Source organism: Burkholderia sp. AU15512 (assembly GCF_002223325.1).
In the GTDB taxonomy this organism is placed as follows: Bacteria; Pseudomonadota; Gammaproteobacteria; order Burkholderiales; family Burkholderiaceae; genus Burkholderia.
In genome coordinates, this window is the sequence record NZ_NKEX01000001.1 from 254,468 (window position 1) to 281,372 (window position 26,905).

The following is a 26,905-nucleotide window of genomic DNA, read 5'->3' on the forward strand; positions in this document are numbered from 1 at the left end:
GTTGTTGAGCGAGATTCGCTAATTTGCTCGCGGATCCGTGGGATTTTGTCCCGCGCCTGCGCTTTCCGACCGATCGGTGTCCGACACCGCGAGGCCCGCGAGCGCGGCCTGCTGGCGGCGCAGGTCGGCCAGCATGTTGCAGAACAGCGCGCCTTGCTCGATCGCGTCGTCGAGCGCGACGTGCGTGTGCGGATGGTCGTCGAACCAGTGCTTCGGAAAGCGCGGCTTGATCGCCTTGCGGTACGGCAGGCCCGTCATCGCGAACGCGAGCGTCTTGATGTCGAGCGCCGACCACGAGAACGGGCAGCGGCCCGCGAAGCGCATCATGTACCAGAACATGAACGTGAAATCGAAGCCCGCCGGCATCGCGACGAACACCGGCTTGCCGGGCAACGCCTCGACCCAGTCGACGTACGCGAGCAGCGCCGCTTCGGGCGCCTGCAGGTCCTTTCGGCACGCGGCCCATGCTTCGGGCTCGGTCTTCCACCACGCTTCCTGCACCGGGTGCGCCTGCGCGCCCGGCAGCGTGTCGAGATTGGCCGAGAACGTCGCGATCAGCTGCTTGTCCTCGGTATAGGCGGCAGACGCGAAGCTCAGCATCGAGTGCGGGCCGGGAATCGGGCCGTCGGCCTCGACATCGGTGCTGACGTAGATTTCCGGGATGGCGGTCTGGTTCATCCGAATACCTTGTCGGACACGAACGGGTTGGTGCGGCGCTCGTCGCCGAACGTCGACACCGGGCCGTGGCCCGGCACGAACGTCACGTCGTCGCCGAGCGGCCACAGCTTCTCCTTGATCGACCGGACGAGATCCTCGTGATTGCCGCGCGGGAAATCGGTACGGCCGATCGAGCCCGCGAACAGCACGTCGCCGACGATCGCGACGCGATGCGCGCGGCTGAAGAACACGACGTGGCCGGGCGTGTGGCCCGGGCAGTGATAGACCTCGAGCGTCTCGTCGCCGAACTGCACGGTGTCGCCGTCGTTCAGCCAGTGATCCGGCTCGAAGGTTTCGGCGGCAGGAAAGCCGAAGCGTTCGCTCTGCATCGGCAGCTTCTCGATCCAGAAGCGCTCTTCTTCCTGCGGCCCCTCGATCGGCACGCCGTAATGCGTCGCGAGCGTCTTCGCGCCCGCGCAGTGATCGATGTGCCCGTGCGTGAGCAGCACCTTCTCGACCTGCACGTTCTGCCGCGCGACTTCCTGTTCGATCCGGTCGAGATCGCCGCCCGGATCGACGACGGCGGCGCGGCCCGTTTTTTCGCAGACGAGCAGCGAGCAGTTCTGCTGGAACGGCGTGACCGGAATGAGCGTGACTTTCATGGAGGCACCGGCGGCTAAAAGGAGCGATTGTACCGGTCGCGCGTGCCGCCTGCCGGTCGCGCGATGCGCGTCGCGGTGCACGCCTCCGGGCATTCCCGGAGCATGTCGATTGTTACCGCCATAGTGAGAATCAATGGTCCCCGACGGGCGCTTTCCGAGACAACCTTTTGGTTTATGTATAATGCGCCCCATTGCACGTGAATTTCACGCAATTCGCTGGTGTTTCGGCCCCGTTAAAAAAGGGGCGTCGGAGGCACCGTCAAGCATCAGCCGCCGGGGAGTCCGGCGGTGTATCCAGCACTGAATATTCGGTGCTCACGTCTTGTCCGGCCGGGTGCTGCGCGCCCGCCTGCGGCCCTGCTGCCGCGCCGCCGGATGGGGCCTGTGCCGCCGTTCCTGTGAGTCGGTCGTTTCGACGCGCGCGAACGTGAAGCCATGTTCGATGGCGGCATGTGGGGTCTGGTCAGGCTGTTGGGGACAGGTTGTGCCAGACGTGAAAGCTAATCAGGACGGTTGCGGCCTAGACGAAAGCCGCGCCCATGCTAGCCGCCTGCTCGCATCCGAGCGGGGCGTGCACGCATTTGCCGTCCGGGCCGCATATCTGCGCCGTGAATCGGCGTGATGAAGCAGCGGCCCGAACCAGAAGGCGACACGTCGATGAATTTACGTTTTCCGAGTCGATTCGGGACCATTGCATTGTTTTTTGCGCTGACGGGCTGCGCGGTGCCACCCAGCCAGACCACCAGCAGCGCGAACCAGAAGAAAGCGGTCGACAAGACGGCCGCTGCCGCGAAGGCGGATAGCGACAAGCAGTTGAATTTTGATTCAGCGCTGGCATCGATGCCGGCTGCCGACAGCAAGGACGCGAAGAAGTCGTCGCTGGCGGACGCCGAGCCGATCGACGGCAAGGATGTGTCGGATTTCCGCCAGACGGGCCGCGCATCGTGGTACGGGCGGGATTTCCACGGCCGCCGCACCGCGAACGGCGAGCGCTTCAACATGAACGCACTCACCGCCGCACACCGCACGCTGCCGCTGTCGTCGTACATCAAGGTGACGAATTCGTCGACCGGCAAGTGGGTCGTCGTGAAAGTCAACGATCGCGGGCCGTTCAAGCGCGGCCGCGTGCTCGACCTGTCGTATGCGGCCGCCAAGATGATCGGCCTCGTGCACGCCGGCACGGGCCGCGTGAAGATCGAAGGGCTGTCGCCGCAGGAAGCGCGCGAGGCTCGCGACGAAATGTTCGCGTCGGTCTCGGCGAAGTAACGCAGCGGCTCGACCGCTCATGCAAAAGGGCTGCCCGAGGGCAGCCCTTTGTCTTTCCTGCGCGGCGCGATGCCGGTGCCGGCTTCCCGGTGCCGGCCGCCTCGCGCGTCAGCTTTCGTCCTTCAGCACCAGCGCACGCGCATACAGCGTGTTGCGCGACGCGCCCGTCAGCGCGGCCGCGAGCTTGGCCGCGCTCTTCACCGGCACCTCTTCCAGCAGCAGCTTGAGCAGCGCGTCGTGCGCGGTGTCGTCGGCTTCGCCGCTCTTCGCCGGGGCGCCTTCGACCACCAGCACGAACTCGCCGCGCTGCCGGTTCGCATCGCCGGCGAGCCAGGTCTGTCCTTCGGCCAGGGTGCCCTGGAACAACTGCTCGTGTAGCTTGGTGAGCTCGCGCGCGATCAGCAGCCGGCGCGCGGGGCCGAATGCGTCGGCGAGTGCGGCGACGGTTTCGGCAATCCGGTGCGGGGCTTCGTAGAACACCAGCGCATACGGGTGCGATACCAGCGCCTGCAGCGCGGTCGCGCGCTGCTTCGTCTTAGGCGGCAGGAAGCCCGCGAACGTGAACGCGCCGGCCCAGTCGCCGGCCACGCTCAGCGCGGTCACCGCCGCGCTCGCGCCCGGCAGCGGGATCACCGCGAAGCCGGCGGCGCGCACCGCGTCGACGAGCCGCGCGCCGGGGTCCGAGATGCCGGGCGTGCCGGCGTCCGATACGTAGGCCACGCGCTCGCCGCCGCGCAGCAGTTCGATCACGCGTTGCGCGGCTTCGCGTTCGTTGTGCTCGTGCACGGCGACGAGCGGTTTCGAGATCCCGTAGCGGGCGAGCAGCTGGCCCGTGTTGCGGGTGTCTTCGGCCGCGATGCGGTCGGCGAGGCCGAGCACGTGCAGCGCGCGCAGCGTGATGTCGGCGGTGTTGCCGATCGGCGTGGCGACCACGTAGAGGGCAGCGTCCGGGTAGTGCTGCGTGTGCGCGAGTTCGAGGAGGGCAGTCATGGCAGGCAATGCGCGCAATCGCGGCGCAAGCGGAACAAGGACGGCATTGTGCCACGCGGCGCCGGCCCGGCCGGGCGACGGGTGCGGTTTGGTGCGCGCCGGCGACAACTTTTCGGATGCGGCGCGATCCAAACCGGTCGGCGCGGCGTTCGAGCTGCGCGCGCGGCAGTTTCTCGAACGCCGCGGCCTCGGGTTCGTTGCGGCGAACGTGACGATGCGCGGCGGTGAGCTCGATCTCGTGATGCGCGAGCCCGACGGCATGCTCGTGTTCGTCGAGGTGCGCGCGCGGCGCAGCGCCCGGCACGGCGGCGCGGCCGCGAGCGTCGGCTGGCGCAAGCGGCGTCGCCTGGTGGCGGCCGCGCTCCAGTTCTGGGCGCGGCACGGCGCCGGCGCCGCGTGCCGCTTCGACGTCGTCGCGTTCGAGGCCGGCCGGCTCGCGTGGCTGCGCGACGCATTTCGTGCCGACGATGCGTAGCGGCGAGCTGTGACGAGATGTAAAGAGTTCTTGCCGGACCCCTGGAGAGGGTGCCGGAGTACGGTAAACTCGCCGCACCCACGATGTCGCGCGATGCGTGCCACGCGCCCAGTTCACCAGGAATCGATGTCAGTCGAACGTATTCAGCAACATTTCCGCGACAGCGCCGCGCTTCACGCCGAAGCGGCCGACGCGCTGTCGCTGCCGATCGCAGCCGCGGTCGATGCGATGTTCGCCGCGCTGGCGAACGGCAACAAGATCGTCGCGTGCGGTGACGGCCCGTCGGCCGCCGCCGCGCACTACCTCGCCGTGTCGCTCGTCGGCGGCTTCGAGCGCGAGCGCCCGGGCCTGCCCGCGATCGCGCTGGCCACCGACGCGTCGCAGGGCGGCCTCGCGGGCGCGGTGTCCGCCGATCAGCTGTTCGCTCAGCAGGTGCGCGTGCTCGGCCAGACCGGCGACATCCTGCTGGTGCTCGATCCGGCCGGCGCGTCGCCGCGCGTGCTGGCGGCGATCGACGAAGCGCACGAGCGCGAGATGACCGTCGTCGCGCTGACGGGCGGCGACGGCCATGCGGTTGCCGCCGCGCTGTCCGATACCGATATTCCGATCAGCGTGCCCGCCGTTCGCGCGGCGCGCATCCACGAAGTCCATCTGCTGACCATCCACTGCCTGTGCGACGGCATCGACGCGATGCTGCTGGGTGAGGATTGAACGAAGGAGAGCCGTCGATGAATCAAAGCCGCGTCAAACAGACGCTCGTCAGAACCACGCTGCTCGCTGCGCTGACGGCGGGCCTCGCCGTGTCGCTGCAAGGTTGTGTGCTCGGGGTCGTGGGCGCAGCGGCCGGCGGCGGCGCGCTGATCGCGACCGATCGCCGTACGCTCGGCGCGCAGACGGAAGATCGCGAGATCCAGGTCAAGTCGCTCACGCAGATCAACAACGGGCTGCCCGACCAGTCGCACGTGAACGTGACTGTGTTCAACCGGCGCGTGCTGCTGACGGGCGAAGTGCCGAACGTTGCATCGAAGCAGCGCGCCGAGGAAATCGTGCGCGGTATCAACAACGTGAACGGCATCGTCAACGAGCTGTCGGTCGAGCCGGCGTCGTCGCTGTCGTCGCGCGCGAACGACTCGTACCTCGAAGGGCGCGTGAAGTCCGAGCTGATCGCGACGAAGGGCATCTCGTCGAACTACTACAAGGTCGTCAGCGAACGCGGCAACCTTTACCTGATGGGGCTCGTGACGGTCGACGAGGGCAATCGCGGCGCGGAAGCCGCCAGCCAGGTGCCGGGCGTCGAGAAGGTCGTGAAGGTGTTCCAGTACGTGAAGCCGCAGGACGCGCAGGCGCTGCAGAACGCATCGCCCGCGAGCGGCGCGTCCGGTGCGCAGGCCGCCGCGCCCGCGGATACCGCGACGGTGGGCGCCGTGCCCGACGCGTCGGTGCAGTCCGCGCCGCTGCAGCCGCCCGCACCGATCTCGAATTCGTCGAACGTGCACCCGGGCAACCCGAAGGCGCCGGCGCAATGAAGAACAGGCAGATGAAGCAGATGAAACAATGGATGGTGCAGGGCGCCGCGGCTGCGGCGCTCGTGGTGGGTACGCTGGGCGGCGCGCATGCGGATGTCGGTGACGGCCTGAAGGTCGCGCGCGGCAACGCCTGCATGGGCTGCCACGCGGTGGACCGCAAGCTCGTCGGCCCGTCGTTCAAGGATATCGCCGCCCGCTACAAGTCCGATCCGCAGGCTGTGGCCAAGCTGTCGAAGAAGGTGAAGGAGGGCGGCTCGGGCGTCTGGGGTGCGATTCCGATGCCCGCGCACCCGCGCATGAGCGACGCCGACGTGCGTTCGGTGGTCGAATGGGTGCTGGCTGGCGCGCCGTCAAAGTAAGGTTTCAGGGGCGCTTCATCCCCTATTGCCAAGCGCGGAAATGCGTGTGTATGATGGTTGACTGTTGGGGCGGTAGCTCAGCTGGGAGAGCGTCGCGTTCGCAATGCGAAGGTCGGGAGTTCGATCCTCCTCCGCTCCACCAACGGAATTCGAAGGCCCGATCGCAAGATCGGGCCTTTTTGTTTTTGCGGGTCTGCGATGGCACGCCGGACCCAGGCGCCGCACTCGACGTGGCGGGGTGGGGCGGCCGGTGGCCGGTCAGGTCAGCAGTTCGTGCGCGAGCCTGAACGTCGGCACCGCCAACGCGGCGAGCGCCATCGTGACGACCGCGAGAATCACCGTTCTCTTCCGCAGCAGCGCGAAAACGACGAACGACAGCGCGTAGAACGCGCAGGTCAGCAGGATGAGCCACCACAACGTTGCGTAGCCGGCGCCGCCTTCGAAGTTCGACACGTTCCGCGTGATAAGCGGCGCGACATAGCCAGCGGCGGTCATGCTCGCGGGCAGGCCCAGCACCGAATACAGGATGTAGACGATGAGCTGTCGCGGTGTCGGATTGGAAGACGTCATGACGGGCGGTTCTTATTCGGGTGGACGGGCCGCCGAACCGTTCGCCGTGAAGGCCGATTCAGGCAGCCGGCAGGATGCGGGCGTTTTCCACGTTTGGCAACCAACCCGCCGTCGCCCGCCTTCACCTTCACCCCCGCCCGAAACTAGGCCGCTTCGGATCGTACGTCCATCCCGGCACGAGATAGCGCATCGCGACCGCGTCGTCGCGCGCCGTGCCGCCGACTTGCCGATAAAGCGCATGCGCGGCCTCGACCTGCGCCATGTCGAGCTCGATCCCGAGCCCCGGCCGCTCCGGCACGGCCACTTGGCCGCCGACGATCTTCAGCGGCTCGCATGTAAGCCGTGCATCGCCTTCCTGCCAGATCCAGTGCGTGTCGATCGCGGTGATCGTGCCGGGCGCGGCCGCCGCCGCATGCGTGAACATCGCGAGCGACACGTCGAAGTGGTTGTTCGAATGCGAGCCCCACGTGAGCCCCCAGTCGCGGCACAGCTGCGCGAGCCGCACCGAGCCCTGCATCGTCCAGAAATGCGGGTCGGCGAGCGGGATGTCGACTGCCTGCAGCCGCACCGCATGATCCATCTGCCGCCAGTCGGTCGCGATCATGTTGGTCGCGGTCGGAATGCCCGTCGCGCGGCGGAATTCGGCCATCACCTCGCGGCCCGAATAGCCGCCTTCCGGCCCGCACGGATCTTCCGCATACGCGAGCAGGTGGCCTTGTCCGCGGCATAGCGCGACGGCCTCGTCGAGCGACCACGCGCCGTTCGGGTCAAGCGTCGCGCGGGCGTCGGGGAAGCGCGCCTTGATCGCGGCGATCGCTTCCATCTCGTCGGCGCCGGCCATCACGCCGCCCTTCAGCTTGAAATCGGCGAAGCCGTAGCGCTCGACCGCGGCCTCGGCCTGCCGCGCGATCGCGGCCGGCGTGAGCGCTTCCTCGTTGCGCAGCCGGAACCAGGCGTCCGACGCCTGCGCCTCGTCGCGATACGGCAGGTCGGTGCGGCCGTGATCACCGAGATAGAACAGGTACGCGAGCATCGGCACCGCATCGCGCTGCTGCCCTTCACCGAGCAGTGCGGCGACGGGCACGTCGAGATGCTGGCCGAGCAGGTCGAGCAGCGCGGCCTCGATCGCGGTGATCACGTTGTCGAGCCGCAGGTTGATCTCGTGCGGCTGGCGCAGCACCGCGGCTTCGCCGGCCGACGTCACCTCGTGCCGGATCGTGCGGCCCGCACCCGGGCCCGCGCCGGACAGCGCCGCGCGCACCGCGTTGAGCGTCGCCTGGTAGCGTCCGATCGACTGGCCGACCACGAGATCCGTCATGCGCTCGAGCACGTGGCGGATGCCTTCGCCGCCCGGCACTTCGCCGACGCCCGTGTGTCCGCTGCTGTCGTCGAGGATCACGAGGTTGCGCGTGAAGTACGGCGCGTGCGCGCCGCACAGGTTGAGCAGCATGCTGTCTCGGCCGGCGACGGGAATCACCTGCATGCGCGTGACGTGCGGGGTGCCGGCACGGCGGGATTCGGACATCGGTTCGCTCCTGGTTCCGGTGGGGCACGGGCCGCCGGCTGCGCCGGTGCGGCCCGTGCCGTTCATTGAAGCTCGACGCGGCGGATCTCGCCGACGACGAACAGGTAGCAGATCACGGCGACGAGCGCGTGCGCGACGACATAGACGAGCGCGCCGTTGAACGAGCCGCTGCGGTCGACGATGTAGCCGATCGCGATCGGCGTCGTGATGCTGGAGAGGTTGCCGCACGTGTTGAGCAGCGCGCCGCTCAAGCCCGCGATCTGGCGCGGCGCGGTATCGGCGTTGACGGCCCAGCCGAGCGCGCCGAGCCCCTTGCCGAAGAACGACAGCGCCATGAACAGCACGACGAGCACGTGCGAATCGGTGTAGTTGCAGACGATCATCGACATCGACAGCAACATGCCGACCACGATCGGCACCTTGCGCGCGACCGACAGCGAGCGGCCCTGCTTGAGCAGCCCGTCGGACACGACGCCGCCGAGAATCCCGCCGAGGAACCCGCACACGGCCGGGATCGACGCGACGAGCCCCGCGTTGAGGATCGACATCCCGCGCGCCTGCACGAGGTAGACGGGAAACCAGGTGATGAAGAAATAGGTGAGCGCGTTGATGCAGTACTGCGCGACGTACACGCCGATCAGCATCCGGCTCTTCAGCAGCGCCTTCACGTGGCGCATCGACGGGCCGCCGTCGCGTCCGCCCGTCGCCTGGTCGATGTTGACGAGCGCGCCGCCTTCGGCGAGGTAGTCGAGTTCCGCGCGATTGATGGTCGGGTGGTCCTTCGGGTCGTACATCGTGCGGTTCCACACCAGGACGAACGCGAAGCCGAGCACGCCCATCACCGCGAACACCGACTGCCAGCCGAATGCGTGCACGAGCCAGCCCATCAGCGGCGCGAACACGACGGTCGCCGCGTACTGCGCGGCATTGAAGATCGCCGACGCGGTACCGCGTTCGGCGGCCGGGAACCACGCGGACACGATCCGGCTGTTGGCCGGGAACGACGGCGCCTCGGCCGCGCCGACCAGGAAGCGCAGCCCGAACAGCAGCGCGAACGCGGCCGCGCCGCCGAAGAAGCCGATTCCGCCCTGCAGCAGCGTGAACAGCGACCAGAAGAAGATGCTGAACGCATAGACGATGCGCGACCCGTAGCGGTCGAGCAGCCAGCCGCCAGGCAGTTGCGCGACCACGTACGACCAGCCGAACGCGGAGAAGATGAAGCCCATCTGCACATGGCTCAGGTGCAGCGCGCGGGCGAGGCTCGGGCCGGCGATCGCGATCGCCGCGCGATCCGCGTAGTTGATCGTCGTGACCGCGAACAGGACGGCCAGCACCAGCCAGCGCACGCGCGTGCGCCGGGCCGTTGCCGACGCGGACGCCGGCAGCGCGTGAAGCGGATTCATGACTGTCTCCTCCGAAGGGCGGAAGGTGCCGTCGTGCGGCAGGCGCGTCGGTGCGCGCCATTCGTGTGGGTGCTGGCCGGAGGCCGGACGCCGCTGCCGGTGGGCAGGGCGTCCGGGCCATTCTGTCATGTCGAAATTTGCGCCTTCATGCCAATTGCTGACTTGATCGATTCAGCAATTGAATCGATCGGTCAGCTGGCCCAGGGCCGTGCCAGGGCTGCCGGAATATTTTTACCCGGGTGATATTGACATCTGGTTTATACCCGGATAAAAATAGCGCTATTCCGATTCCAGCCTGCGAGTGACCACGATGAGCACCACCACACTGCTTCCTTCCTACACGGCGTTCGACGGCCACCGGCGGCTCGCGTCGGGCCCGCTCGTGACCGTCGCGCTCGCGGTCCGCCAGGCTGCCGGCGACGCGATGTCCACCACGATCCTGATCTTCGACGATGCGACGGGGCGCTCGATCGACCTCGACTTGCGCGGCACGGCGGACGAGATCCGCGCGCGCTATGCGCCGCCGTCGGGCGATGCATCGGCCGGCTCCGGCGAGCCGGCCGGCGCGGGAGAACAGCGCGGCCGCGGCCGGCCGAAGCTCGGCGTCGTGTCGCGCGAGGTCACGCTGCTGCCGCGTCACTGGGAATGGCTGGCCACGCAGCCCGGCGGCGCGTCGGTCGCGTTGCGCAAGCTTGTCGAGGACGCACGGCGCACGCACGCGGAAGCCGACCGGCGACGCGACGCGCAGGCGCGCGCCTACCACTTCATGTCGGCGATGGCAGGCGACCTGCCCGGTTTCGAGGAGGCCGCGCGCGCGCTGTATGCGAACGACCTGGCGCGGCTCGCCGAGCTGATCGCCGGCTGGCCGGACGACGTGCGCGACCATGCGCTCGCGCTGGCACGCGGCGAACTGCCGCCGTCCACCGAAGACTGCTGACAGGAGCATCGGACGCCATGACCGCATTCGATCTGAATCGCGGCGCGATCGCGCCGGTTGCCGACGAGGTCGATCTCGTCGACCTGCGCGTGACGGGCGCGATCCCGCACGAACTCGCCGGCACGTTGCTGCGCAACGGCCCGAATCCGCCGGGCGGCCGTTTCGAAGGAAACGACGTGCTGTCGTGGTGGCCGGAAGCCGCGATGCTGCACGCGATCGCGTTCGAAGGCGGCCGCGCGACCGGCTACCGGAACCGCTGGGCGCGTACGCAGCGCTGGGCGGCCGTGCATGCGCCTGAAGAAGCATCGCAACTGCCCGACACCAATCCGAACGTGAACGTGCTGCAGCATGCCGGCGAATTGCTCGCGCTGTCAGAGGGCGGCGCGCCGTTCGCTATCACGGCCACGCTCGATTCGCTCGGCGTGCCGGCGCGGCACGCGGGCCTCGGCGGCGGGATGGCCGCGCATCCGAAGGTCGATCCGGTGACCGGCGAGCTGATCGCGTTCCGCGCGGACTGGCGCGCACCGTGGCTGCGCTACGGCGTCGCCGACGCGCAGGGCGTGCAGCGCGTCGATCTCGAGATCGCGCTGCACGCGCCTTCGATGATGCACGACCTCGCGATCACCGAAACCCGCAGCCTGCTGCTCGACCTGAACGTCGGCTACGACTTCTCGCTGCTGAAGCAGGGCCACCGGATGCCGCTGCGCTGGCACGACGACCGGCCCGCGCGCATCGGCGTGCTCCCGCGCCACGGCGGCGCGGTGCGCTGGTTCGACGTCGAGCCATGCTTCATCTTGCACGTCGTGAACGCATACGACTGCGACGCGTCGTGCATCGTGCTCGATGCGGTGCGCTATCCGTCGTACCTGCGGCTCGACGCGGGCACGGGCCGCTTCGCCGACAACCCGGTCGGCGAGCTGTGGCGCTACGTGATCGATACGGCGAACGGGCTGATCGACGAAGGGCCGCTCGCCGACGGCGGCATCGAGATGCCGCGCATCAACGAAAGCCGGACGGGGCGCCGCTACCGCTACCTGTATGCGGTGGAGCAGCCGAACCCGGTGGAAATGCGCGGCGTGATGCGCTTCGACCACGCGAGCGGCACGACGACACACTACGCGGTGCCGCCCGGCGACCAGAACAGCGAGCCGGTGTTCGTGCCGCGCCCGGGCGGCGCGAACGAGGACGACGGCTGGCTGCTGGTGATGGTCTACCGCGCGGCGACCGATACGAGCGACGTCGTGATCCTCGATGCGCGCGCGATCGATGCGGGGCCGGTTGCCGCCGTGCACCTGCCGCGCCGCGTGCCGGCCGGGTTCCACGGTGCGTGGGTACCGCGCGAACGTTGAACGTGAGCGCCGGCGCGCGTCACTGCGCGCGCAGCGCGTCGACGATCTTCAGCCGCGCGGCCCGCATCGCCGGCAGGAACCCGCCGACGAGCCCCATCACGAGCGAGAACAGCAGCGTCTTCACGACGATCGCGGGCGTCAGCACGAAGCGGAACGACAGGTCGGCGAAGGTTTGAAAGTTGGTCGTCGAGAACGACGCGAACTGCATCAGCGACGCGCACGCGAGCCCCGCCACACCGCCGACGAAGCCGAGCAGCAGCGCTTCCAGCAGGAACGCGGCGAGCACGTTGGTGCGCTTGAAGCCGAGCGCGCGCAGCGTGCCGATCTCGGCGACGCGGTTCGCGACCGACGCATACATCGTGATCATCGCGCCGATCATCGCGGCGATCGAGAAGATCGTCGACAGCGTGATGCCGAGGATGTTGATGAACGTCGACAGCGCCTTCGACTGGTCGCCGTAGAAGGTCTGTTCGCGTTTCGCCTCGTCGGTGAGGCGCGGGTCGACGTCGATGTCGGCCTTGAAGCGCGCGAAGCCGTCGGCACTCGGGATGCGCAGCACCATCGACGAATAGCTGGTACGGCGGAACGACTGCATCAGCTGGTCGACGTCGCCCCAGATCTCCGAATCGAAGCCGCTGCCGCCCGCATCGAAGATGCCGACGATGGTCCAGTCGCGCTGCGCGAAATGCAGGCTGTCGCCGAGCTGCGTGCCGCTGAAGCCTTTCGCGATCGCGCTGCCGACGATGATGTCCGACGAGCCGGGCGCGAACATGCGACCGGCGGTGAGCTTCACGTGCGGACGCAGCGCGAGGCCCGTCGGCGACACGCCGCGGATCACGACGTTCGACGGCTTGCCGGTCGAGATCTTCACCAGCGAGATCAGCACGACTGCTTCCTTCGACACGAGCGGCCGGCCGTCGGGGCCGAGCGCGACGGCCGGATGCATCTCTAGCGCATTGGCCTGCTGGTGGTCGATCGAGCTCTGGATCTCGGTTTCGGCGCCCTTGCGGATCACCACCACGTTGTCGGGTTCGCCGGTCGACACGAGCGTCTTCGTGAGCCCCGCGTCGAGCATCTGCACGGTCGCAAACACGAAGATCACGAGCGCCATCCCGCCGGCGGTCAGCGCGGTGGTGAGCCGCCGGGTCCACAGGTTGCGCGCGATGTAGTTGAGCGGGATCGCCATGTGCCCGCCTAACCGATTGCCCTGAGGCCTTCGACGACGCGCACGCGCGCCGCCTGCCACGCCGGCACGATCGCCGCCGCGAAGCCGACCGCGACCGAGCACGCGGCCTGCAGCACGACCGTCTCGGTCGACACCTTGAACACCGGGAAGATGCCGCCGGCCGCCTGCTTGAAGAGACTCGCGGCGGGCGGCGTCGCGAGGATCCCGAGCCCGCCGCCGGCCACCGCGATCACGACCGATTCGCCGAACACGATCAGCGCGAGGAAGCCGGGGCCGAAGCCGAGCGCCTTCAGCGTCGCGTATTCGGCCGTGCGTTCGCGCGCGCTCATCGCCATCGCGTTGGCCATCACGGCCATGATGATCAGGATCACCACGTACGACACAAGGCGGATCGCCGCGATGATCTGGTTCGACATCGCGACGAAGCCGAGCTGGAACGCCTGCTCGGTTTCGGTGAGCGTCTCGGCGAGCGAGTTCTTGAACACCGCGTCGACGTGGCGCGCGATCGACGCGCCGTCGTCGGGATTCGCGACGCCGAGCACGAACACGCCGACCTGATCGGCCTGCTTCGGCGTGCGCTGGCGCACCGTTTCGTTCAGGTATTCCCAGTGGAACACCAGTTGCCGCGTGATCGTCGAGTCGTCACGGCCGTCCAGGATGCCGCGCACGACGAAATCCCACGTGCCCGGGTAGATCGTGCCCTTCAGCGGGATCACGTCGCCGATCTTGAAGCCGAACTGCGTCGCGAGCTGGCGGCCGACAAGACAGCCGCGGCGGTCGCGATCGTAGTCGGCGCGCTGCTGCGCCGGGATGATGAATTCCGGGTACAGGTCGAGATAGTTGTCCGATACCGCGAAGCTCGCGAAGAAGTTCTTCGGGTCACGATAGATGCCGCCGAACCAGTTCGAGCGGACCACGGCCGTCACGCCTTCGACGCCGCGGATCCGGTTCTCGTCGCTCACGGGCAGCGGAAACACGAGCGAGATCGCGTTGCGCGTGACGAGCCGCCCGCTGGAGGCGGCGGCCGCGCCCGCGTACCACGCGTCGACCACGGTGTGCAGCAGCCCGAACGCGAGCACGGCGATGGTGAGCCCGAGCACGGTCAGCAGCGTGCGCAGCCGGTGCCGCATCGCATTGCGCGCGATCAGCTTCAGCACGTACATTGCGCGCGCTCCCGGAGCCGGTCAGCCGGCGTGCCCATCGATCAGCTCCCCTTTTTCCAGATGCACGAGCGAGCGCGCGGCGCCGGCCGCGTGCGCGTCGTGGGTCACCATGATGATCGTCTTGCCGAGCTCGGCGTTCATCCGCTGCAGCATCGCGAGCACGTCGGTGGCCGACGTGCGGTCGAGGTCGCCGGTCGGCTCGTCGGCGACGATCAGCACCGGATCGGTGATCAGCGCGCGCGCGATCGCGACGCGCTGCTGCTGGCCGCCCGACAGCTCGGACGGGTAATGGCTCGTCCGGTCGCCAAGGTTCACCATGTCGAGCACGAGTTCGACGCGCTCGCGCCGCTCGCGGCGCGACAGGTGGGTGAGCATCAGCGGCAGCTCGACGTTCTCGAACGCGGTGAGCACCGGCATCAGGTTGTAGAACTGGAAGATGAAGCCGACGTTCGCCGCGCGCCATTCGGCCAGTTGCGCCTCCGCGAGCAGCGAGATGTCGAGCCCGCCCACGCGCAGCTCGCCGCTGTCGGGCCGGTCGATGCCGGCCACCAGGTTCAGCAGCGTGCTCTTGCCGGAGCCGGACGGCCCCATCAGCGCGACGAAGTCGCCTTCGCGGATATCGAGCGTGATGTCGGTCAGCACGGGCACGATCTGGTTGCCGCGCCGGTACGACTTCGCGACGTGGCTGATCTCGACGAGGGGCGGCGGAGCGTCGTTCACGCGTGCGCTACTTCTTCGCGACGGTCACTTTCGCGCCGTCCTTCAGCTTCGCACCCGGCGCGAGCACGACCGTGTCGCCGGGATTCACGCCGGTGAGCGCGACGAGTTCGCCGATCCGCATGCCCCGCGTCACGGGCACGGCGCGCACCACATCGTCCTTCACGACGAACACGACCGGCCGCCCGTCGCGCTCGACAACCGCGCTGGCCTGCACGGCCGTCACGGGCCGCCGGTCCTGCGCCGACACGGGCTTCGACAGGAACGCGATCTTCGCGCTCATGTCGGGCAGTACGCGGTCGTCGCGGTCGACGAAGCGCACCTTCACGAGCACGGTGGCCTTCGAACGGTCGACGGTCGGCACGATGCGCGACACGCGGCCCGCGAAGCGCATGTCGGGCAGCGCGTCGAGCTGGATCTCGCACGGCTGCTCGGCGCGGATCTTCGCGATGTTCGATTCGGCGACGTCGGCCTCGACCTCGAGCGTGTCCATGTCGGCGATCGTCACGACCGCGCCCTTGCTGTCCGATGCGGACGAGAACGGCGTGATGTTGTCGCCGACGTTCGCGTGCTTCGCGAGCACGATGCCGTCGAACGGCGCGCGGATCACCGTCTGGTCGACCGCGACCTGCGCGGCCTGCGCGTTGGCCTCGGCGGACGCGATCGCGGCCTGGTCGCTGTTGAGCGTCGCGCGCGCCTTGTTCACGCGGGCCGTGTCGGTGTCGAGCTGCGCGGCCGGCACGGCGCCGCGCGGCGCGAGCGCCGACGTGCGGCGCAACGCGATCTCCGCATCCTTCAGTTCCGCCTGCGCGACGCCGAGGTTCGCGCGGGACACCTGCACCTGCGCGCGCGCCTGCGCGAGCGATGCCCGCACGTCGTTGCTTTCGAGCCGCGCGATGATCTCGTCCTGCTTCACACGCGTGCCTTCGAGCACGCCGAGCCATTCGACGCGCCCCTGGCCCTTCGACGCGACCGCGGCCTTGCGCTGCGGCACGACGTAGCCGGTCGCATTGAGCTGCGTGTCGTTCTGGTACGGGTAGGCGGACGTGACGGCGGTGGTTTCGACAGCCGGCCGGCCGGTGAGTGCGAGGCCGGCGGCAAGCGCGCCGATGACGAGCGCGGCGGCCACCGCATAGCGGAGCCACCGGCGACGGCGTGGCGCCGGTGCGGGCGGACGCCGGTCGATCTTCAGTTTGTCCAGGTTGTGATCGGGCAATTTGAGCGCCTCGAGACGGCGGCGGTCTGGCGACCGGCCGCGATCCGGTTTCCGGGGAAAGGGACGGATGGACGCCAGTATAAGCGTCGCCCCGACGGTGCGCGAGCCGGTTTGCAGCGCCGCCGCGGCGGCCGCCGGACGGGGCGCCGGCCCGGGATACGCGTGCTCCCCCGGGGAAACCCGAGGGGCGCAAGCAACGTGTCAACTTGCCGCGAACACGGTGCGTTATGGAACCAGTGCGTCAGGTTTTGTCCCGACGGCACGGCGCAAGCCGGCCTCGCGGCCTGGGGCTCCGATGCGAATGCCTCGCATCTTTACTGACCGGTACGTTTGATTTTTTCTCCGCTAAAGGAAGAACAATGAAGAAGACGCTCGCTTCGATCATCGCCGCAGCATTCGCACTCGCATCGGTTTCGGCATTCGCACAGGCGTCCGCGCCGGCAGCCGACACGTCGGCAGCCGCTCCGGCACCGGCCAAGAAGGATCACAGCAAGCCGAAGCACCAGCTGAAGCGCCACGGTTCGGCCAAGGGCAAGGCGAAGGCCGAAGCCGCATCGGCCGCCGGCACGAACGACGCAGGCGCGCAGAACTAAGAAGCGCGTTGCGCGGCGGCCGGCACCGCCGGCCGCCAGTCGCGAGACCCCGCATGTTCACGCATGCGGGGTTTTGTTTTTTTCAGGCCTCGTGTTCATCGGCGGGCGGCGGTGGCGGCGCGCGCATCGCGTCGACCACCGTGCGCATGCGCCGCCAGTGCGAGCCTTCCCAGAACACGCGCCGGCACACGTCGCACGCGGCGAAGCGCCGGTGCCGCTGCCGGACGCCGGCCGGCACGCGCGGCGCGGCAGCGGCCGCGTCGAGCGGATGCAGCGGCGCATTGCAGCGCAGGCACAGCCGGAACGGCCGCATGTGCGGCGCGAGATCGAGCCGCGCGAACAGTTCGCGCAACTGGTCGGCCGGCTGCAGCGCGTGCAGGTAGCAGCCGCGCTCGACCGCGCGCCGCTTGAGCAGCTCGCGGTCGCGGGTCAGCACGATCCGGCCCTCTCGTGCGGCGAGCGCCGCCAGCGCGTCGTCGCGGTAGTGGTTGTCATAGCAGGTGTCGAAGCCCGCGAGGCGCAGCAGTTGCGCGAGGCCGCCGAGATGCGCGTCGGCGACGAAGCGCCATTGCGCTGGTGGCGGCGCGGCGGCCCCGTTCACGGCAGCCGTCCGTGCGCGCTCCGGAAAGGCTTCGACCCGGTCGCCGTCGTCGAGCGGCCGGTCGAGCGCGGCCGGCGCATCGTTCACGCACAGCCGGCCGATTTCGGTGTGCGGGACGCCGAGCGCCTCGATCGCGTGCTTCACCGTCGCGTCGCGCGCGCATGCGTGCCCGAACGCGCGGTCGCGCTGGGCGCGCGGGAGAAAGGCGTTCAGTTCGTCGTGGAAGCGGAAGGTCGCGGTCACCATGCGGGCAGTATGGCACCGCGCTCGGCCGGCCGTGTGCCCTGCAGCCGCCACGCATCTGTGTTTAACTCCCCGCTTCACGGAGCGAAGGAGCGGGAAATGGATCTCGGATTTATCGGGCTGGGTGAAATGGGGCAGGCAATTGCGACGAACCTGCTGAAGGCCGGGCACACGGTGCGGGTCTGGAACCGGTCGCGCGAGCGCGCCGAGCCGCTCGCGGCCGTCGGCGCGCAGATCGTCGACACGCCGGCCGACGCGTTTCGCGGCGACGCGGTGTTCTCGATGCTGGCCGACGACGCCGCGGCGCGCGCGATCTTCGACGACGCGCTGCTCGCCCAGGCGCCGCGCGGCCTGATCCACGTGAACATGGCGACGGTGTCGGTCGCGCTGGCCGAATCGCTCGCGCACGCGCATGCGTCGCGCGGCATCCATTACGTCGCCGCGCCGGTGATGGGGCGGCCCGACGTCGCGGCCGCCGCGCGCCTGACGATCATGGCGGGCGGCCCGGCCGAGGCGATCGACCGCGTGCAGCCGCTGTTCGACGCAATCGGCCAGAAGACCTGGCGGTTCGGGTCGCTGCCGCAGCATGCGAACGTTGCGAAGATCGCCGCGAACTTCACGCTCGCGTCGGCGATCGAGACGCTCGGCGAAGCCTCTGCCTTGCTCGGCGCGCACGGCGTCGCAATGCGCGACTTCCTCGACGTGATCACCGGCAGCGTGTTTCCGGGCCCCGTCTACGAAGGCTACGGCTCGATGATCGCCGAGCGGCGCTACGAGCCCGCGCGCTTCAAGGCGCGCCTCGGGCTGAAGGACGTTCGCCTCGCGCTGGAAGCGGGCGACGCCGTGTCGGTGCCGCTGCCGGTCGCGAGCGTCGTGCGCGACAACCTGCTCGACGCGCTCGCGCACGGCGGCGGCGAGCAGGATTTCGCGGTGCTCGGCGAAGTCGCGCTGCGCCGCGCGGGCCGCTGAGCCGTCGCGCGACAGAAGTCCGGCGCACCGGCATAATCGACGTTTCGTTTTCCCTTACATCGATGCAGAGGCGGGCATGAACTTGCATACGTGGTGGCTTTTCGTGGCGACGGTGTTCGTCGTGTCGGCGATTCCGGGCCCGAACATGCTGCTGGTGATGACGCATGGCGCGCGGCACGGGCTGCGGCGTTCGACGTGGACGATGGCCGGCTGCCTCAGCGCGCTGGTGCTGATGCTGTCGGTGTCGGCGGCGGGCCTCGGCGCGGTGCTCGAAGCGTGGCCGGCGATGTTCAACACGTTGCGCTTCGCGGGCGCGGCCTACCTGATCTACCTCGGCGTGAAGGCGTGGCGCGCACGCGTCGACGACGAGCAGCCGGCCGCCGACGTCGACACCGTGCCGCGCCAGGCCGCGCCGGCATCGCGCGGGACGCTGTTCCGCAACGGCTTTCTGGTCGCGGGCAGCAACCCGAAGGCGATCCTGTTCGCGGCTGCGCTGCTGCCGCAGTTCATCAACGCGGCCGAGCCGACCCTGCCGCAGTTCGGCATTCTCGTCGTCACGTTCGCGGTGATCGAGGTGAGCTGGTATCTCGTCTACGCGTCGTTCGGCACGCGCATCGGCGCGACGCTGAAGAGCCAGAGCGTGGCGAAGATCTTCAACCGGCTGACGGGCGGGCTGTTCGTCGGCTTCGGCGCGATGATGGCGCTGGTTCGTCACTGATTTCGCACTGACACCGGCGTACCGAACGCCCCGTCCCTCTCAAGAGGGCGGGGCGTTCTGCTTTTCGGGCCTCCGTCACGCGCTTGCTTAAGCACGCGGGCGCGTCCATGCGGCCGCGCCGGCCCCGCGTCCGGCCGTGAGCCCGAAGACGGCGGCCGCGCCGGCGAACGCAAACCCCACGCCGCACACCGCGCTCCACCCGCCCCAGGCCCACGCGGTGCCAGCGAGCACCGCGCCGAGCGCGCCGCCGATGAAGAACAGCCCGACGAACAGACCGTTCAGGCGGCCGCGCGCGGCCGGGTTCAGCAGGTTGATCTCGCGGCGGCCGATCGTCTGGTCGACGATGACACCCGCATCGAGCAGCGCCGCGCCGCCGGCCAGCAGTGCGAGCGCGAGGCCGCGATGCAGGTGTGCGTCGAAGCCGAACCAGCCGGCACCCGCGATCCCGAGCACGACGAGCGCCACGAGCATCGTGCCGTGCGCGATCCGCTGCGCGGCCGGGCCATGGCCGTGGTCGCCGGCACGGCCCGCGAGCGGCGTGACGATCGCGCCGCTCGCGCCGGCGAATGCGAACAGCGCAATGCCGTGCAGGTCGAGGCCGAACGGCGGCTGCGCGAGCCGCAGCCCGACCGCGGTCCAGAATGCGCTGAACGCGGCCATCGCGAGCGCGGCCGACAGCGCATGCCGGCGCAGTACCGGCTCGTCGGCCAGCAGGCGCCCCATCGACGCAAGCAGCGCGCGGTAGCCGGCCGAGATCGACGGCGTGCGCGACGGCAGGCGCAGCGCGAGCACGATGGCGATCGCGGCATTCGCGAGCGCGGCCAGCACGTAGAACCCGCGCCAGCCGGCCGAGCCCGCGATCAGGCTTGCGAGCGGCCGCGACAGCAGGATGCCGAGCATCAGCCCGCTCATCACGTTGCCGACCGCGCGACCGCGCTGCGCCTCGGGCGCCATCGACGCGGCCATCGGCACGAGCATCTGGATCACGCTCGACGCGGCGCCGGCCACGAGCGTCGCCAGCAGGAATACGGTGCCCGACCGCGTGAACGCCGGCAGCGCGAGCGCGGCCGCGCACGCGGCCAGCGTCGTGACGATCAGGCGGCGGTTCTCGAGCAGGTCGACGAGCGGGACGAGCAGCACGAGCCCGGCCGCGTAGCCGAGCTGCGGCAGCATCGCGACGAGGCCGGACAAGCCGGGTGGCAGGTGCAGGTCGGCGCTGATCGGGCCCGTCAGCGGCTGCGCGGCGAACAGGTCCATCACGATCACGCCGACCGTCGCGGCGAAGAACAGCGTCATGCCGGCGCTCAGCGCGGGCGGCGTGCCGGCCGGCGCGCTGACGGGCGGGCGCGCGGCGGCGTGGCAAGGATTGGCAGGGCAGTTCATCGGAAGCCTGGCGAATGGGTCGAAGGAGTCCCCATCGTAGGTGTCCGATGTTTATGCGACAATTGAAATATCTCGAATATGATTATGCGAGTTTGTTTTGAATACGCGTGATCTCCAGGCATTCGTCGCGGTGGTCGACAGCGGGTCGATGGTCGCCGCGGCCGCGAAGCTCCACCTGACGCAGCCGGGCCTGACACGGCGCGTGCAGAACCTCGAAACGCTGCTCGGCATGCCGCTGCTGGAGCGGCAAAGCAAGCCGCTGAAGCCGACCGCCGCCGGGCGCGACGTCTACGCGCTCGCGCGCAACGTGCTGGGCGCGGTCGACGAGCTGATGGCGGCGGGCGCGCCGGACAGCGAGCCGTCGGGCGAGCTGCGCATCGGCGTGCCGCCGTTCCTGTCCGAGCTGGCGCTCGAGCAGCCGATCGACCGGCTGCGTGACGCGTTTCCGCGCCTCACGCTGCGGGTGACGGCCGGCTGGTCGCCGGCGCTGATGCAAGGCGTCGAGCGGGGCACGCTCGACGTCGCGGCCGTGATGGTGCCGGCCAGTTCGGCACTGCCCGACACGTTCACGTCGACGCTGATCGGCACGCAGCCGACGGTGCTCGTCGCCGCGCGCGACTATCCGCTGCCGGACGGTCCGCTGTCGATCGACACGCTGTCGGGTTTTCCGTGGGTGCTGAGCCAGGACGGCTGCGGGATGCGTTCGGCGCTGAGCCGCATGCTCGGCGCGGCCGGGTTGCCGTTCGACGTCGCGGTCGAGGCGTTCGGCTCGGAGCTGCAGTTGTCGCTCGTCGCGCGCGGCGCGGGCATCGGCATCGCGGCGCCGAACGCGCTGGCGCGCAGCGCGCATCGCGATGCGCTGAGGGTGGTGGAAACCGTGGGGCTGGAGACGCGGATCAACGTGTGGATCGTGCACGGCGCGCTGCCGGGCCGGCTGGTGCGGCCCGTCGCGCTGCTGCGCGATGCGCTGGGCGAAGTGCTCGACCGGGTAAACAGGGTGGGATCAGGTGCGGTAAAGGCGGTCTAGAGGCGACGTTCGAGGGAAAATCCTTATTTTCTCTACGGAAATGTTGCATTGCGGAAACTGTTTCGCTATAGTTGCACCTGTCTCCTCCATGTCTCCTCTGATATGGATTCAGCCCGCCTCTTAGGCGGGCTTTTTTTTGCCTGCGATTTTGTCGCGGCCTTCCATTCGTCGTCGGTCGCTGCGCTCAGAACTTGTACGTCATCCCGACGTAGCTGATGATCGGATCGGCCTTCAGGTCCGATTTCGACTCCGAGAGCACCGTGCCGTCGGCCGCCTTGATCGTCACCGTCGACGTCGTCTTCAGCGGGATGTACGTAACCGACGCGATCAGCCCGAAATGCTCCGTCATGTTGTACTGCAGGCCCGCGTTGAACACCGGCTGCCATGACGACGACGCCTTCGCCTCCACCGATGTCGTACCCGGCTTGCCCGCGCCCGCCGCGAGAACCGCGCCGAGGTTGTCCTGCGTCTGCTTGATGAAGTTCGTGTTGAGCTGCAGGTCGCTGAACCAGTTGTACGACACGCCGAGGCCGAGGAACGGCCGGAACTTCGCGTTCGCCGCGCCGAAGTAGTACTGCAGGATCGCCGCCGGGCTCCACTGCCGCACGCTCTTCACGATCGGATTGACCGAGGCCAGCCCGATGTTCTGCGTGCCGAGCGCGCCGGCCGGGCCCGGCGGCTTGATCGTGCCCTGGCCCGACACCTTGAACACCGGCGGCACGCCGGCCACCGACGTGACCGCGATATGGTCGGTCAGGAAGTGGCTGACCGTCAGGCCCACGGTGTCGGCGCCGCTCGTGTGCAGCCCGGTGCCCGGCGACGTGAACGACGGCGGCAGCCGCAGCGGCGTGTTGATCGGCGTCGGCGCGACGTTGGTCGTCATCGGCGTGCTGCTCTGCTGCGGCATGATATGGAACCAGCCCAGCGTCACGACGTTGCTGCCGGCGCTCTGCGCATGCGCCGCGAGCGGCGCCACGGCGGCGGCGCTCGCCGCCGCGCAGAGAAGGGTCTTCTTCATCACGGCTCTTCCCTCCGCTTACTGGACGAATGCGCCGATCGTGAAATACGGCGTCGATCCCGCGTTGTCGAGGAAACCGAACACGCCACCCGTGAAGATGAACTTGCCGGTCGGCGACGTGCTGCCCGAGCCCGTGTGAATCGTCGTGACCGTGCCAGGCACCTTCTGCGTGTAGTCGAGATCGAGCGCGGTCGCGAGCGAGGCCTGCGACGCGTTGAACGGATCGAGCAGCGTGGCCTGCTTGTCGATCAGCGCGGTGGTCCGGTAGTCGAACTGGCTGTCGACGCCGATGTACTCGCCGTTCTGCGAGCCGAGCGCGATCGCCGTCTGCGGCGCGAGGATCGAGATGCTCGATTCGTCGTCGGCGGTGAGGCCCGGCACGCCGTTGCTGTCGGGCGTCGGGTTCGGGTTCGCGACACCCGTGCGCACGAGGATCGGCACGAGCTGGTTGCGCAGCTTGCCGACGATCATGAAGCCCTTGCCCTGCGGCGTCGCCGACAGCGTCGGCTTCAGCTGGCTCGCGTAGTTGTTCGACTGGAACGCGCCGCTGCCGTCGGCCGACTGCACGAAGTTCGTGCCCTGCTGCGCACACGCGCCGCCGGCGAACTGGCCGGTCGTGTCGCACTTGGTCCACGTGCCGTCCGCATTGATCGTCACCTTCGCGTCGATCGACGCCGGCGCGAACTTCTGCGACGGCACTTCGCCGAAGCCGACGTGGCTGTACGTGCCCGCGACCTTCGTGATGTCGGTTTCGATCGACGAGAAGCCGATGAACGGGTAGTACGGGAACTTCGTATCGGGCACCGCGGCCTGGCCGAGCACGCCGTCGAACTGGATTTCCTTGCCGGGGATCGTGCCGCCCGCGACGCCGAAGCCGACGAAGATGCGTGCCGGACGCGACGCATCGAGGCTCGCGCCGTTCAGCCGGAACGCGCACTGGTTCAGCTTGTTGGTCGGCAGCAGCGTTTCCTGCGTGAGCGTGCCGCTGTCGACGGTGCCGGCGCGGGTCGGCGTGACGGTGCCGGTCTTTTGCGGGACCGCCGATTCGACGTAGGTGACCTGCCAGGTCATCTTGGTCGTGTCGAGCTGGACTTTCGCGAGCTCGCCGCTGCCCGCGCCGCCCGTGAACACGGTGTTGTAGTCGAGCGTGGCGGGGCAAAGCCGGTCTTCGACGAGCGGGGGCGGGTTGTCGCCGCCGCTGCCGCTGCCGCCGCAAGCGGAAAGAAGGGGGGCGGCAAAGGCCGCCGCCAGAATGAGGTTGCGCTTCATGTTGCTCCTCCAGATTTGTCTTGTGCGGCGGCCAGCTCCCTGTCGGCCGCTTCTGTTGGTCGTGCTCGTCCTGCTTGCGCCGTGCCGAGCGCCTTCGTGCCTTCCCAGCGTCACGCGACGGCGGTCAGCCCGCCGCCGCGCCCTCGTTCGCTACTTGCTGATCTGCGCGCCCACGCCGAAGTACGGTGTCGACGACGTCGTCGAATTCGCCGACGTCGGCGTGACGCCGCCGTTCACCGTGCCCTGGATCAGCGCCGCATACAGGCCGCCCGTCGCGATCACCACGCCGGAAGCGGCCGAGCCGCTCTTCGGAATCGTCGTCGCGTTCAGCAGGCCGGGCGTCGCCTGGCCGTAGTCGAGCGTGAAGCCGTCTTCCTCGGCCTGCGTGCTCGGGTTGATGAACGACGCGTTGCTGCCGCGGATCAGGGCCGCCGTGTACTTGAAGTTCGAGTCCGCGCCCGCGTAACCGCCGTCGATCGCGCCCGACGTGATCGCCGTCGCCGCGCCGAGCACCGCGATGCCCGATTCGTCGTCGACCTGCGCATCGAGGTGCAGCGGCGGCGTGCCGAGGTTCACGTTGCCCGTGCGTACGATCACCGGCACCGTCGCGCCATTGAGCTGGCCGATCACCATGTGCGCGGTCGCCGACTTGCCGGTCGCGCCGGTCGGCAGTTGCGTCTGTGGCAGTATCTGCGGGGCCTTCGTGCTGTCGAAGTAGCCGCCGTTCGCGCTCGCCTTCCACGGGTCGCCGGTCGTCTGGCAGCCGCCTGAGCCGCTCGACGTGCACGCGCCGTTCGCGTCGAACGTCTCGCTCGAGTTCGAACCCTTCGTCGCGTAGTTGCTCGACGGCACGAGGTGATAGATCAGCGCGTTGTACGTGCCCGGCAGCTTCGTGAGGTCGGTCGTCGTGTTCGCGAAGCCGAGGAACGGATAGAAGTCGAAGTGTCGGTTCGGCACCTGGCCGATGTTCTGGAGCACGCCCGGGATGATCGTCAGCCCGTCGTACTGGATCGTCGCGCCCGGAATGCCGCCGCCCGCGACGCCCATGCCGACCAGCAGCATCGGCGGGTTCGCCTGGTTGAAGTCGGCGGCCGTCGAATAGGTCGCGCCGTTCGGCGCCTTGCCCGAGCCCGGCGTGAGGATGAACGCGCAGCGCGTCTGCTCGGCGGTCGGCAGCACGCCGGTCGGCGGGTGCATGACCGCCCCGGTGATCGTCGTGCCGACGCGGCTCGGCGTGACCGTGCCGGTCGCGAGCGGAATCGGCGATTCGAGCCACTTGAGCGTGTAGGTCATCGCCACCGCGTCGATGTTGACGCTGACGATCTCGCCGCTACCGGCGCCGCCGAGGTACGTGCTCTTCACGATGTCGGCGTTGGCCGGGCACAGCGCACCGTTGATGGGCTGTGACGGCGGCGGCCCTTGCGTGCCGCAGCTGGATCCGGAACATTGGGGCGCATTGATCGGCGCGGGTGCGCCGCCGTCCCCCCCACCACATGCAACCAGGAAAGGGGCAATGGCAAAGGCCGTTGCCACCCCCTTCGATAAGGTGTGCGACATGCCGCTGTCTCCAATCGTTTAATTGTGCGAGCTAATGTCGCCGCCTTGATTTTTGCTGTCAATTGATGAACCCGTCTAAAAAAGGCGATTGAAACGGGCATCGTGCATTGAATCCTTGTCCGACACGGCATTCGGTAAGAATTAAAACGCGAGACGGGCTGCCGAAAGCGGCCGGAGTGGGGGATGTGCGACGCCGGACAGGCCGGCGCAGCGCCTTCCTGCGTATAACGGCAGCGTTTAAAGCGGCGGTATCCGGTTTATCCCTATTCGGGATTGACTGGATAAAGAAGGGGCGGGATTAATTCACTGGTAATCGCGCAATTGAAAGCTTGTAAATATTTGTAAATGCGCGATCCGGAATTTTTTATATATTGCCTGACAGGGATAAATAAAAAGCCGGCCAGTGGCCGGCTTTGCATTGCATGCGATGCTGAATCAGCGTTTGAGACCTGCGTCCTCGGCCGCGCCGATGCTCAGGTTCATGCACTGGATCGCGGCGCCCGATGCGCCCTTGCCGAGGTTGTCGAGGCGCGCGACCGTGACGAAGCGCTCCGCGTTGCCGAACACGAACAGGTCGACCCGGTTCGTGTCGTTGTTCGCCTGCACGTCGAAGAAGCCGCCGTCGAGGTTCGCGTCCGCATCGAACGGGGCGACGCGCACGAATGCTTCGTCCGCGTAGTACTCGGCGAACACGCGCTGCACGTCCTGCGGCGTCGTGCGTTTCGCGAGCTGCTCGGGCGTGAAGTAGGTCGTCACCGCGAGACCCTTCAGGAACGGCCCGACGATCGGCGTGAAGATCGGCGGGTTCGCGAGGCCCGTGTGCGCGGCCATTTCCGGCAGGTGCTTGTGCGTGAGGCCGAGCGCGTACGGGCGCGGGCTCGCGAGCTTGCCGCCCGGCGTGGCGTTTTCATAGTCGGCGATCATCGCCTTGCCGCCGCCGCTGTAGCCGGTGATCGAGTAGCTGTGCGCGGCGAACGTCGGTGCGACGATGCCCGCATCGACGAGCGGACGCATCGCGAGCACGAAGGCCGACGCGTGGCAGCCCGGCACGGCGATGCGCTTCGACGTGCGAATCTTCTCGCGCTGCGCGCGGGTCAGTTCCGGCAGGCCGTACGCCCAGTCGGCGCTGGTGCGGAACGCGGTGCTCGCGTCGATCAGCGTCGTGTTCGGGTTCTCGACGAGCGACGCCGATTCGCGCGATGCAACGTCCGGCAGGCACAGGAACGTGACGTCCGACGCGTTGATCAGGCGGCGGCGCTCTTCGACGTCCTTGCGCTTCGCTTCATCGATGCGCAGGATCTCGATGTCGCTGCGTGCCGACAGGTATTCGAAGATCTTGAGGCCGGTCGTGCCTTCCTGGCCGTCGACAAAAACTTTGGTGCTCATTTCGCTCTCACTGAATGAAACGGGGGCCCGCGCCCTGAATCCGCCATTTTAAGACGTCATCCGGCGTGCCTGCACCGCGCGGGGCGAAAAAAAGACGGCCGGCGGGCCGTCTTGTGTCCCTATGTCGCCCGCCGGAGCGG

27 protein-coding genes and 1 tRNA gene are annotated in these 26,905 nt (G+C 68.5%); 12 read left to right on the top strand and 16 right to left on the bottom strand.

The window, feature by feature from the left end; genetic code table 11:
- Positions 1-18 precede the first annotated feature (18 nt).
- Positions 19-678, bottom strand: coding sequence for an exonuclease (locus CFB43_RS01195; protein ID WP_089471951.1), 660 nt, complete (start codon positions 676-678; stop codon positions 19-21).
- The gene (locus tag CFB43_RS01200) at positions 675-1,319 is read right to left on the bottom strand and encodes an MBL fold metallo-hydrolase (RefSeq protein ID WP_043185095.1); all 645 of its coding nucleotides are present in this window, start codon (positions 1,317-1,319) and stop codon (positions 675-677) included. Before CFB43_RS01200 ends, CFB43_RS01195 begins: the two co-directional genes overlap by 4 nt.
- Positions 1,320-1,976: 657 nt before the next feature.
- Between CFB43_RS01200 and CFB43_RS01205 the strand changes: the two genes are divergently transcribed.
- Entirely contained in the window at positions 1,977-2,585 is a 609-nt protein-coding gene (locus CFB43_RS01205; protein ID WP_089493943.1) for a septal ring lytic transglycosylase RlpA family protein, read from the top strand.
- Between the two features lie 108 nt (positions 2,586-2,693).
- On the opposite strand, the gene rsmI is transcribed toward CFB43_RS01205, so the two are convergent.
- Complete coding sequence (gene rsmI / locus CFB43_RS01210; protein ID WP_089493907.1) at positions 2,694-3,575, bottom strand: 16S rRNA (cytidine(1402)-2'-O)-methyltransferase; 882 nt, start codon at positions 3,573-3,575, stop codon at positions 2,694-2,696.
- 46 nt (positions 3,576-3,621) lie between these two features.
- On the opposite strand from rsmI, the gene CFB43_RS01215 reads away from it, so the two are divergent.
- From CFB43_RS01215 to CFB43_RS01235, 5 genes are all read left to right on the top strand, one after another.
- The gene (locus tag CFB43_RS01215; protein ID WP_179254782.1) at positions 3,622-4,050 is read left to right on the top strand and encodes a YraN family protein; all 429 of its coding nucleotides are present in this window, start codon (positions 3,622-3,624) and stop codon (positions 4,048-4,050) included.
- A gap of 126 nt (positions 4,051-4,176) precedes the next feature.
- The gene (locus tag CFB43_RS01220; RefSeq protein WP_069246887.1) at positions 4,177-4,761 is read left to right on the top strand and encodes an SIS domain-containing protein; all 585 of its coding nucleotides are present in this window, start codon (positions 4,177-4,179) and stop codon (positions 4,759-4,761) included.
- A 17-nt stretch (positions 4,762-4,778) separates the two neighbouring features.
- Complete coding sequence (locus CFB43_RS01225; RefSeq protein WP_089493909.1) at positions 4,779-5,576, top strand: BON domain-containing protein; 798 nt, start codon at positions 4,779-4,781, stop codon at positions 5,574-5,576.
- Positions 5,573-5,935: a c-type cytochrome gene (locus CFB43_RS01230; protein ID WP_089493910.1), complete on the top strand. Its 363-nt coding sequence runs from the start codon at positions 5,573-5,575 to the stop codon at positions 5,933-5,935. The genes CFB43_RS01225 and CFB43_RS01230 overlap by 4 nt, the downstream gene beginning before the upstream one ends.
- Positions 5,936-6,001: 66 nt before the next feature.
- Positions 6,002-6,077, top strand: a tRNA-Ala gene (locus CFB43_RS01235).
- Positions 6,078-6,193: 116 nt separating this feature from the next.
- Here the strand turns inward: CFB43_RS01235 and CFB43_RS01240 are convergent.
- The 3 genes from CFB43_RS01240 to CFB43_RS01250 form a co-directional block, all read right to left on the bottom strand.
- Positions 6,194-6,505 (bottom strand): hypothetical protein, encoded by a 312-nt coding sequence (locus CFB43_RS01240; protein ID WP_089493911.1) that lies wholly within the window; start codon positions 6,503-6,505, stop codon positions 6,194-6,196.
- A gap of 127 nt (positions 6,506-6,632) precedes the next feature.
- On the bottom strand, positions 6,633-8,030 hold the full coding sequence (locus CFB43_RS01245; protein WP_089493912.1) for an enolase C-terminal domain-like protein: 1,398 nt from the start codon (positions 8,028-8,030) through the stop codon (positions 6,633-6,635).
- A gap of 62 nt (positions 8,031-8,092) precedes the next feature.
- Positions 8,093-9,433, bottom strand: a complete 1,341-nt coding sequence (locus CFB43_RS01250; protein WP_089493913.1) for an MFS transporter — start codon at positions 9,431-9,433, stop codon at positions 8,093-8,095.
- A 310-nt stretch (positions 9,434-9,743) separates the two neighbouring features.
- On the opposite strand from CFB43_RS01250, the gene CFB43_RS01255 reads away from it, so the two are divergent.
- Both CFB43_RS01255 and CFB43_RS01260 read left to right on the top strand, forming a co-directional pair.
- Complete coding sequence (locus CFB43_RS01255) at positions 9,744-10,370, top strand: DUF2239 family protein (protein WP_089493944.1); 627 nt, start codon at positions 9,744-9,746, stop codon at positions 10,368-10,370.
- Positions 10,371-10,387: 17 nt separating this feature from the next.
- Positions 10,388-11,719: a carotenoid oxygenase family protein gene (locus CFB43_RS01260; protein ID WP_089493914.1), complete on the top strand. Its 1,332-nt coding sequence runs from the start codon at positions 10,388-10,390 to the stop codon at positions 11,717-11,719.
- A gap of 19 nt (positions 11,720-11,738) precedes the next feature.
- Here CFB43_RS01260 and CFB43_RS01265 read toward each other — a convergent pair whose 3' ends face one another.
- Genes CFB43_RS01265 through CFB43_RS01280 form a run of 4 tightly spaced genes read right to left on the bottom strand, consistent with a single transcriptional unit; the run spans position 11,739 to position 16,001 of the window.
- On the bottom strand, positions 11,739-12,905 hold the full coding sequence (locus CFB43_RS01265; RefSeq protein WP_089493915.1) for an ABC transporter permease: 1,167 nt from the start codon (positions 12,903-12,905) through the stop codon (positions 11,739-11,741).
- Positions 12,906-12,913: 8 nt separating this feature from the next.
- Positions 12,914-14,068: an ABC transporter permease gene (locus tag CFB43_RS01270; RefSeq protein WP_089493916.1), complete on the bottom strand. Its 1,155-nt coding sequence runs from the start codon at positions 14,066-14,068 to the stop codon at positions 12,914-12,916.
- Between the two features lie 21 nt (positions 14,069-14,089).
- Positions 14,090-14,788, bottom strand: coding sequence for an ABC transporter ATP-binding protein (locus CFB43_RS01275; RefSeq protein WP_089471978.1), 699 nt, complete (start codon positions 14,786-14,788; stop codon positions 14,090-14,092).
- A gap of 7 nt (positions 14,789-14,795) precedes the next feature.
- Positions 14,796-16,001 carry an efflux RND transporter periplasmic adaptor subunit gene (locus CFB43_RS01280; RefSeq protein WP_089493917.1) on the bottom strand — a complete coding sequence of 402 codons (1,206 nt, stop codon included), beginning with the start codon at positions 15,999-16,001 and terminating at the stop codon, positions 14,796-14,798.
- 359 nt (positions 16,002-16,360) lie between these two features.
- On the opposite strand from CFB43_RS01280, the gene CFB43_RS01285 reads away from it, so the two are divergent.
- Entirely contained in the window at positions 16,361-16,594 is a 234-nt protein-coding gene (locus CFB43_RS01285; protein ID WP_089424267.1) for a hypothetical protein, read from the top strand.
- Between the two features lie 82 nt (positions 16,595-16,676).
- Here the strand turns inward: CFB43_RS01285 and CFB43_RS01290 are convergent, their stop codons facing one another.
- Complete coding sequence (locus CFB43_RS01290) at positions 16,677-17,441, bottom strand: Mut7-C RNAse domain-containing protein (RefSeq protein ID WP_089493918.1); 765 nt, start codon at positions 17,439-17,441, stop codon at positions 16,677-16,679.
- A 9-nt stretch (positions 17,442-17,450) separates the two neighbouring features.
- Here CFB43_RS01290 and CFB43_RS01295 point away from each other — a divergent pair, with 9 nt between their 5' ends.
- Both CFB43_RS01295 and CFB43_RS01300 read left to right on the top strand, forming a co-directional pair.
- Positions 17,451-18,407: an NAD(P)-dependent oxidoreductase gene (locus tag CFB43_RS01295; RefSeq protein ID WP_226208068.1), complete on the top strand. Its 957-nt coding sequence runs from the start codon at positions 17,451-17,453 to the stop codon at positions 18,405-18,407.
- 76 nt (positions 18,408-18,483) lie between these two features.
- Positions 18,484-19,125, top strand: coding sequence for a LysE family translocator (locus tag CFB43_RS01300; protein ID WP_089493919.1), 642 nt, complete (start codon positions 18,484-18,486; stop codon positions 19,123-19,125).
- Between the two features lie 87 nt (positions 19,126-19,212).
- On the opposite strand, the gene CFB43_RS01305 is transcribed toward CFB43_RS01300, so the two are convergent.
- Complete coding sequence (locus CFB43_RS01305) at positions 19,213-20,508, bottom strand: MFS transporter (protein WP_089493920.1); 1,296 nt, start codon at positions 20,506-20,508, stop codon at positions 19,213-19,215.
- 97 nt (positions 20,509-20,605) lie between these two features.
- On the opposite strand from CFB43_RS01305, the gene CFB43_RS01310 reads away from it, so the two are divergent.
- A complete protein-coding gene (locus tag CFB43_RS01310; RefSeq protein WP_089493921.1) occupies positions 20,606-21,535 on the top strand; it encodes a LysR family transcriptional regulator in 930 nt (309 codons plus the stop codon).
- Positions 21,536-21,719: 184 nt separating this feature from the next.
- On the opposite strand, the gene CFB43_RS01315 is transcribed toward CFB43_RS01310, so the two are convergent.
- From CFB43_RS01315 to argC, 4 genes are all read right to left on the bottom strand, one after another.
- A complete protein-coding gene (locus CFB43_RS01315) occupies positions 21,720-22,553 on the bottom strand; it encodes an OmpW/AlkL family protein (protein WP_089439010.1) in 834 nt (277 codons plus the stop codon).
- An 18-nt stretch (positions 22,554-22,571) separates the two neighbouring features.
- Positions 22,572-23,822 carry a DUF2957 domain-containing protein gene (locus tag CFB43_RS01320; RefSeq protein ID WP_089455422.1) on the bottom strand — a complete coding sequence of 417 codons (1,251 nt, stop codon included), beginning with the start codon at positions 23,820-23,822 and terminating at the stop codon, positions 22,572-22,574.
- A gap of 150 nt (positions 23,823-23,972) precedes the next feature.
- Positions 23,973-25,379, bottom strand: coding sequence for a DUF2957 domain-containing protein (locus CFB43_RS01325; RefSeq protein WP_089493922.1), 1,407 nt, complete (start codon positions 25,377-25,379; stop codon positions 23,973-23,975).
- A 435-nt stretch (positions 25,380-25,814) separates the two neighbouring features.
- Positions 25,815-26,765 carry an N-acetyl-gamma-glutamyl-phosphate reductase gene (argC, locus tag CFB43_RS01330; RefSeq protein ID WP_089493923.1) on the bottom strand — a complete coding sequence of 317 codons (951 nt, stop codon included), beginning with the start codon at positions 26,763-26,765 and terminating at the stop codon, positions 25,815-25,817.
- Positions 26,766-26,905: the final 140 nt, after the last annotated feature.

Excerpts from the sequence above, each read along its gene's own strand:
- CFB43_RS01325 (WP_089493922.1), bottom strand. The coding sequence starts at position 25,379 with ATGTCGCACACCTTATCGAAGGGGGTGGCAACGGCCTTTGCCATTGCC.
- CFB43_RS01270 (WP_089493916.1), bottom strand. The coding sequence starts at position 14,068 with ATGTACGTGCTGAAGCTGATCGCGCGCAATGCGATGCGGCACCGGCTG.
- CFB43_RS01315 (WP_089439010.1), bottom strand. The coding sequence starts at position 22,553 with ATGAAGAAGACCCTTCTCTGCGCGGCGGCGAGCGCCGCCGCCGTGGCG.
- CFB43_RS01200 (WP_043185095.1), bottom strand. The coding sequence starts at position 1,319 with ATGAAAGTCACGCTCATTCCGGTCACGCCGTTCCAGCAGAACTGCTCG.
- CFB43_RS01320 (WP_089455422.1), bottom strand. The coding sequence starts at position 23,822 with ATGAAGCGCAACCTCATTCTGGCGGCGGCCTTTGCCGCCCCCCTTCTT.
- rsmI (WP_089493907.1), bottom strand. The coding sequence starts at position 3,575 with ATGACTGCCCTCCTCGAACTCGCGCACACGCAGCACTACCCGGACGCT.
- CFB43_RS01255 (WP_089493944.1), top strand. The coding sequence starts at position 9,744 with ATGAGCACCACCACACTGCTTCCTTCCTACACGGCGTTCGACGGCCAC.
- CFB43_RS01250 (WP_089493913.1), bottom strand. The coding sequence starts at position 9,433 with ATGAATCCGCTTCACGCGCTGCCGGCGTCCGCGTCGGCAACGGCCCGG.
- CFB43_RS01260 (WP_089493914.1), top strand. The coding sequence starts at position 10,388 with ATGACCGCATTCGATCTGAATCGCGGCGCGATCGCGCCGGTTGCCGAC.
- CFB43_RS01300 (WP_089493919.1), top strand. The coding sequence starts at position 18,484 with ATGAACTTGCATACGTGGTGGCTTTTCGTGGCGACGGTGTTCGTCGTG.
- CFB43_RS01230 (WP_089493910.1), top strand. The coding sequence starts at position 5,573 with ATGAAGAACAGGCAGATGAAGCAGATGAAACAATGGATGGTGCAGGGC.
- CFB43_RS01245 (WP_089493912.1), bottom strand. The coding sequence starts at position 8,030 with ATGTCCGAATCCCGCCGTGCCGGCACCCCGCACGTCACGCGCATGCAG.
- CFB43_RS01205 (WP_089493943.1), top strand. The coding sequence starts at position 1,977 with ATGAATTTACGTTTTCCGAGTCGATTCGGGACCATTGCATTGTTTTTT.
- CFB43_RS01240 (WP_089493911.1), bottom strand. The coding sequence starts at position 6,505 with ATGACGTCTTCCAATCCGACACCGCGACAGCTCATCGTCTACATCCTG.
- CFB43_RS01265 (WP_089493915.1), bottom strand. The coding sequence starts at position 12,905 with ATGGCGATCCCGCTCAACTACATCGCGCGCAACCTGTGGACCCGGCGG.
- CFB43_RS01285 (WP_089424267.1), top strand. The coding sequence starts at position 16,361 with ATGAAGAAGACGCTCGCTTCGATCATCGCCGCAGCATTCGCACTCGCA.
- CFB43_RS01195 (WP_089471951.1), bottom strand. The coding sequence starts at position 678 with ATGAACCAGACCGCCATCCCGGAAATCTACGTCAGCACCGATGTCGAG.
- CFB43_RS01295 (WP_226208068.1), top strand. The coding sequence starts at position 17,451 with ATGGCACCGCGCTCGGCCGGCCGTGTGCCCTGCAGCCGCCACGCATCT.
- CFB43_RS01290 (WP_089493918.1), bottom strand. The coding sequence starts at position 17,441 with ATGGTGACCGCGACCTTCCGCTTCCACGACGAACTGAACGCCTTTCTC.
- CFB43_RS01220 (WP_069246887.1), top strand. The coding sequence starts at position 4,177 with ATGTCAGTCGAACGTATTCAGCAACATTTCCGCGACAGCGCCGCGCTT.
- CFB43_RS01225 (WP_089493909.1), top strand. The coding sequence starts at position 4,779 with ATGAATCAAAGCCGCGTCAAACAGACGCTCGTCAGAACCACGCTGCTC.
- argC (WP_089493923.1), bottom strand. The coding sequence starts at position 26,765 with ATGAGCACCAAAGTTTTTGTCGACGGCCAGGAAGGCACGACCGGCCTC.
- CFB43_RS01305 (WP_089493920.1), bottom strand. The coding sequence starts at position 20,508 with ATGAACTGCCCTGCCAATCCTTGCCACGCCGCCGCGCGCCCGCCCGTC.